This is a genomic window from Rhodopseudomonas sp. (genome assembly GCF_036404135.1).
Lineage (GTDB): Bacteria > Pseudomonadota > Alphaproteobacteria > Rhizobiales > Xanthobacteraceae > Rhodopseudomonas_A.
Genome location: NZ_DASWPE010000031.1, coordinates 1 through 6,436, shown reverse-complemented (window position 1 = coordinate 6,436; position 6,436 = coordinate 1). Strand labels below are relative to the sequence as shown.

The window sequence follows — 6,436 nt, the reverse complement described above, 5'->3', positions numbered from 1 at the left end:
TGGCGCTGGCGCTGCGCAAGCTCCTGACCAAGCGCGAGAACCGGCCGCCGAAGAAGCACGGCAACATCCCGTTGTAACCACTCCAGAACGACCGACGACCAGAAAGCCGATGCGGCACAACCGCATCGGCTTTTTCTTTTGCCCGGTGATCAGTGCGACGCCAGGCTTGGCCGGCGTCGGGTTGCGCGTGCTGGTTGCGATCGGTGGAGTTACGTCGTGGATGACGGCCGCGGCTTGCAGGCGTGCCGCTGCCCGCGCCGTTACGACTGCGCGTCGCCGGCAAGGCTGGCGGGGGCGCGGTCGCCGCCCGGACGCGACTCCATGATCGCCCGCATCAGATGCTGGGTCAGTTCGTCGATATCGAGCGGCTTGCGCAGCAGGGCGTGGATGCCGGCCTCCTTCAGCTGCTCATCGTCGAGCTGGTCCTCGGCATAGGCCGTGCACAGGATGCAGGGCAGGTTCGAGACCTCGCGACGCAGTTCGCGAATCAGCTCCGTCCCGCTCATGTGCGGCAGCACCTGATCGGTGATCACCACATCCCAGCTATCGGGATGCTCGCGCAATCCCTCCAGCGCCTCGCGCGGGTCCGAGCAAGGCGAAACCTCGAAACCGCGCCGCTCCAAGGCGATCATCAGCATGTCGCCGAAGTCGTGGTCGTCGTCGACCAGCAGCACCCGTCCGCCCGCCTTGACCGACGACTGAACCGGCGCGGGCGCGGGCGCCGGCATCGGCGCCAGCACGCTGTCGTTGGTGTCGTCAGCTAATGGCCACAAGATCTCGAAGGCGGAGCCTTTTCCCGGCCGGCTGGTCACCGAAAGCGCGCCGCCATGGGCCAGCACCGCGCTGTGGACCATGGCCAGGCCGAGACCCGTGCCGTGGCTCTTACTCTTGGTCGTGAAAAACGGCTTGAAGATTTGCGCGACGACGTCGGCCGTCATGCCGCAGCCGGTATCTGAGACAATCAGCGAGACATAACGCCGGCTGCGAGCGAAGCTGCCGACCGCTGCACACACCACGCCGGCATCATTGGTCCAGACCTCGCCGGCCGTGGGCAACGCGTCGGCAGTGCACTGCGCCAAACGATCGAGGATCTCGCGCTGTTGTTCGGTGCGCACGACCGTGACGGTCACTTGTCCGGGCTGACCGCCCAGCGCGTCATGGGCATTCTTGCACAGATTGATCACGACCTGCTGCAACTGGTCGCGATCGCCGATCACCCACATCGGTTCCGCAGCGTCCGCCGCCATCAACATCTGAGTGGTTTTCGGAGCGGTGACCTGCAGCAGCGCATGGGTCTCATCGGCCAGCTCGGTCATGGAAAAGCACTCTCGCGTCAGATCGCCACGACGGGCGAACGACAGGATCTGGCGGATCAGCGTCTTGCCGCGTTCGCCGGCGGCAATGATGCGAGCGGCGTGGTGCCGCGTGGAGTAATCCTCGCCGGCGTCTTCCACGATGAACCCGGCCAGCCCCAGAATCGCCCCGAGCAGGTTGTTGAAATCGTGGGCGACGATCCCGGCGAGCTGGCCCAAAGCCGCCATCTTCTGAACCTGGTTGGATTGGCCTTCCACCTCGTCTTGGGGGCGCCAGTCGAATCGGCTGGCTTCGGCAGCCTGGGTTTCGTCACGCAACGCAACATAATTTGGAACTTGAGGGGCAATCTGGGCTACGGAACCGGGCGTCATTGCAAACTCCTTGCAGAGGTTCCCCGTATAATACTCGAATACCGTCGCCGCTTTTGATCCAGATCAAGAGCAAAAATACGTAGTTTTACGCTAAGGTGCGACGCAGATAGGTATTAATATACCTTCAAACGCGGCGCTAGCGATCGGCATCGGCCGCCTCACCAGCGCCGTCACGGCCGCGCCGATGAGCTGACCTCGGTCCTGGTCAACAGGTCTGCGCTGTTGCCGGGAACTTGCGACGACACAGTCGCCGCACTAGGTTAGTGCTTTGTTTTCAACGGATTGACGCGATTCCATGATCGCGCGCATCAGATGGTGGGTGAGTTCGTCGATATCGACGGGCTTACGCAGCAAGGCGTAGATCCCGGCATCCTTCAGCCGCTCATCGTCGAGCTGGTCCTCGGCATAGGCCGTGCACAAGATGCAGGGCAGATTGGAGACTTCGCGGCGCAGTTCGCGGATCAGGTCCAGCCCCGTCATATGCGGCATCACTTGATCGGTGATCACCGCATCCCAGCTATCGGGATGCTCGCGCAATCCCTCCAGGGCTTCGCGCGGGTCCGAGCAGGGTGAAACCTCGAAACCGCGCCGCTCCAAGGCGATCATCAGCATGTCGCCGAAGTCGTGGTCGTCGTCGACCAAAAGCACCCTTCCGCCCGCTTGGACCGACACCGGAACCGGCACCGGGGCCGGCGCCGGCGGTTTACCTTTGAACTCGTGGGCGATCGGCAACAGGATCTCGAAGATCGAGCCCTTTCCCGGCCGGCTGCTGACCGACAGCGCGCCGCCATGGGCCAGCACCGCGCCGTGCACCATCGACAGGCCGAGGCCGGTGCCATAGCTCTTCTTCTTGGTGGTAAAGAACGGTTTGAAGATTTGCGCGACCACCTCGGCGGGCATGCCGCATCCGGAATCCTCGACCGTCAGTGAAACATAACGCCGGCTGTGATCGAAGCTCCCGACGGTTGCAAAAACCGTTCCTTCGTCGTCGGTCCAGACCTCGCCGGCCGGCGGCAACACGTCGGAGGTGCGGTGCGCCAAACGCTCGAGGATCGCGCTCTCGTCCTCGACGCATCCGACCACGATTTTCACCTGTCCGGGCTGGCCGCCCAGCGCGTCATGGGCATTGATGCACAGATTGATCAGGACCTGCTGCAGCTGGTCGCGATCGCCGATCACCCCCACCGGCTCCGCGCTGTCCGCCACCAGCACCATCTGCGTGGTAGTCGGAATGGTGGCCAGCAACAACGCGCGGGTCTCATCGACCAGCTCGGTTATGGAAAAGCACTCGCGCTTCAGATCGCCGCGCCGCGCGAACGACAGGATCTGGCGGATCAGCGTCTTGCCGCGTTCGCCGGCGGCGATGATGCGAGCCGCATGGTGTTTGGTCGAATAGTCCTCGCCGGCGTCTTCCACGATGAACCCGGCCAGCCCCAGAATGGCCCCGAGCAAATTGTTGAAGTCGTGGGCGACGCTGCCGGCGAGTTGCCCCAGCGCTTCCATCTTCTGCGCCTGGTTGAGCTGGCTTTCCATTTCTTCGCGGCGGCGGCGTTCGCGGGTGCCGACGATCCCGAACGCCAGGTTGTTGGCGAGATCGACCAACAGCGAGACCGTGCCGGGCGCCGAAAAGGCGTGCGGCTCGTCGGCGTAGATGGTGATGCAGCCGAGCACGCCGCCCGGCCCGTGCATCGGCAGCGAAATGCCGGAGCGTAGGTCGCGCTCCATCGCCGAGGTCCGCCACGGCGTCATTTTGTCGTCCGACAGGGTGTCGTCGTTGATCTGCGGAATGCCGGTCCGGATCGCGACGCCGGTCGGCCCCTCGCCGCCTTTGTTTCCCCAGGTGATCTGCGCCGACGAAAGATAGCCGTCATCATATCCGGCGATCGCCATCGGCCGAACCGATTTGATCTCGTTGTTCTCCGCCAATCCGATCCAGGCCAATCGGTAGCCGCCGGCGTCGACGATCGCCTGACACATCCGGGATGCCAGTTCCTGCTCCTCGGATGAGTGCAACAACACGGCATTGCCGGCGCCGACGGTGCGCAGCACGCGGTTCAGGCGCTCCTGTTCGAATCGCAGTCCTTCGGCGGCCTTGGCTTCGTCACGCAACACCCGAATGGCGCCGGCAAGGATGCCGATCTCATCGGCCCGTTCGGTCGCCGGCACCACGATGTCGTATTGCCCCATGCCGATCCGGGCCGTCACCGCGGCCAGCGAGCGCACCGGCCGCGCGATCGATTCGGAGATGAACACCGCAATGATCGACACCAGCACGATCGCGATAATGCTGATCAAGGCGAAATTGGTGAGCGCACTCCAGAACTGCGAGTCGACGTCTTCAAGATACACGCCGGTCGAAATCGTCCACCCCCAAGGGGCGAAGCCGATGGCCGAGGTGACCTTGCGCACCGGGGTGCGGCTTCCCGGCTTCGGAAACCAGTAGAAAACGTGGCCGCCGCCGTCCTTGGCCAATTTGAGCATGTCGGGGAGATAGGCATAGCCCCGGGAATCCGTGGTTCCCAAGTAGTTCTTGCCTTCGCGATCCGGCATCGTGCCGTGAACCAGCTCGATCCCGCTGGTGTCATAGACGAAGAAATACTCCTCATTGGCATAACGCATATTGCGGATGACCCGTTCCGCCATCCGTCGCGCCGACGCATCGTCGATCTCGCCGCGCACCGCCATGTCGTGATAGGTCTGAGCCGTGGACCTCGCCACCTCGGCTAGGTCGATGGTCTCGCGAATGCTGGATTCCAGCATCTCGTTGCGCAACGAGAACGCGGCGAACACCGACAAGCAGGCCAGGCTGACCGCGCTGAGCGCGATCAGGTTGAACAATTGGAAGCGGATGCTCTTGGTTCGGAACTGGCGAAACCGCGAGCGCCCGGTCCGCAACAACGACAAAACTGCGCCGCGGACGAGTTTGGCACGTCGGCCTCGCTCCCGCGTGAAAGCAAATTTCCGCATTGCTGGTTTCCTACCGACCGCGCCCCGCAGGATCCGGCGGCAGCGTCGCTGAATTCCTGGTTTCCTACCGACCACGCCCCGCAGGATCCGGCGGCAGCGTTGCTGAAATTCCGGCATGCACCGCCGACGCCACGGCTTGAGCCCGGTTGTTGACACCCATGCGTCGGTACAGACGCGATAGATGATACTTGACCGTGACTTCCTGCACGCCGAAACGCCGGGCGATTTCCTTGTTGGGCGCCCCGGCGATCACCATCCCCAGCATCGCTAATTCTCGTTCGGAGTAAAACGCGTTGGTCGCCGGCGAAGACGGCTGTGGCAATTCGGCCCCCGCCATCACGAATTCGGTCGGAACGTAAGTCGCACCGCCCACCACCAGGGAAATCGCGGCCGAGAACATAAAGCCTTCCAGCGTCTTCGGGATATAGCCCTTGGCGCCGGCGTTGATGCATTCGATCACGTTTTCGCGGTTGGCGACGCCCGACATCACCACCACCGGCGCGCCGTCGCTTTTTGCAATGACGCTGCGCAGCCCTTCGACGCCGTTCATTCCCGGCATCGAATAGTCGAGCAGGATCAAATCGGCCGGGGCCTGCGACAGCAAGCCGATGGCGCCCTCGACCGTCGTCGTGGTTCGCACCTCCGCGCCGGCGCAGCTGCGCGCCACCTGTGTCTGCACCGCCTCAAGATAAAGCGGATGGTCATCAGCTATGATGAATCTCATCCTGTCCCCCGGGACTCATCGCAAATTGTGCGGGAATTCGCTCGTGCCTGTTTTGGCATGCCGAAGCTATCCTTTCACGTGGCACAGTCAATAACTTGCTCCGTTGCTGCCTCGGGCAAGACTGCTGGCCGTCTCGTGCCATGCTTGAATCGTTGTCGCGAGGCGAACAAATCCCCGAACAACGTCGCAGCCGCCTCGACACAAGGCACAAACTTCGCTTGTTGATTGCAGTTGAGGTGCGGTTCTAGTAACGCGACCGAAGTAAATGCCACTGGCATTCCTACGAGGACTTCGAACGCGGTGGCCGCCCGCTGTCAGCAAGCGCGCGATGGTCGTGCGCCGGTGTGGCGATCATTGCAAGACAAACGAAGACCGCCGTTGAACATCGTGACGACGCTCACGCTGTCCGCTGCAATGCGCGGGGATCGCAACCGCCGCCATAGCGCGCACAAAACCCAAGCCGGCTGCGGGTTCGGCGACGTGATCAGACGACGCCGCGCTGACCGGCTTGCAATCGAACCGCCGACAAAATGGAGATCACGTTGAAGGGCCACGCCGGGCGCCAAATGTCGTCTATCCGAACGCGTCGAGATCAACCAGCGGGCCGCCCATCAGCAGGCTGACCATCTTCATGATCGACACCCCCGCCGCCGCCAGGAACGATACCAAGCAGACGATGCGATAGAGCTTGCCCCAATCGTTAAAATTGTCGGATTCCAGCAAGAACTTGTAATGGCTGATGCCAGGCTCGCGCGGCTTCGCCGTGTTGGCGAAGGCACCGTAACCTGCACCGGCCATCATCAGACAGCACAGCAGCATGCGCGGGAGAAAGCCGAGGCTATACAGACTATCCAGCAAGTTGCACCTTTACGGTCATGGCAACGTTCGGTCGAAGACTGCTGCTGTCGTCCCGGCCATCGGGCCGGCGCCTCGATCGGGACGGCGCGCCAGCGGGCGTCCGAACGGGCCTCTCTATCACGTCAGCCCCGCCTTGCCCATGACGGGCAAGGCGGGGCTGTAGTCTTAGGGCGTCGCGGCGGGCGATGCTATTTGACGCCGA

Annotated in this window: 4 protein-coding genes; all 4 read right to left on the bottom strand. The window is 63.0% G+C overall.

Annotated elements, in window-relative coordinates; translation table 11 throughout:
* Positions 1-260: 260 nt before the first annotated feature.
* Positions 261-1,685, bottom strand: a complete 1,425-nt coding sequence (locus tag VGC77_RS03865) for a hybrid sensor histidine kinase/response regulator (RefSeq protein ID WP_331170251.1) — start codon at positions 1,683-1,685, stop codon at positions 261-263.
* 255 nt (positions 1,686-1,940) lie between these two features.
* Entirely contained in the window at positions 1,941-4,589 is a 2,649-nt protein-coding gene (locus VGC77_RS03860; protein WP_331170250.1) for a cache domain-containing protein, read from the bottom strand.
* Between the two features lie 127 nt (positions 4,590-4,716).
* A complete protein-coding gene (locus VGC77_RS03855; protein WP_331170249.1) occupies positions 4,717-5,376 on the bottom strand; it encodes a response regulator transcription factor in 660 nt (219 codons plus the stop codon).
* Positions 5,377-5,949: 573 nt separating this feature from the next.
* Positions 5,950-6,234: a hypothetical protein gene (locus VGC77_RS03850; RefSeq protein ID WP_331170248.1), complete on the bottom strand. Its 285-nt coding sequence runs from the start codon at positions 6,232-6,234 to the stop codon at positions 5,950-5,952.
* Positions 6,235-6,436: the final 202 nt, after the last annotated feature.

Coding starts and splice junctions, on each gene's coding strand:
- VGC77_RS03865 (WP_331170251.1), bottom strand. CDS start 1,685: ATGACGCCCGGTTCCGTAGCCCAGATTGCCCCTCAAGTTCCAAATTAT.
- VGC77_RS03855 (WP_331170249.1), bottom strand. CDS start 5,376: ATGAGATTCATCATAGCTGATGACCATCCGCTTTATCTTGAGGCGGTG.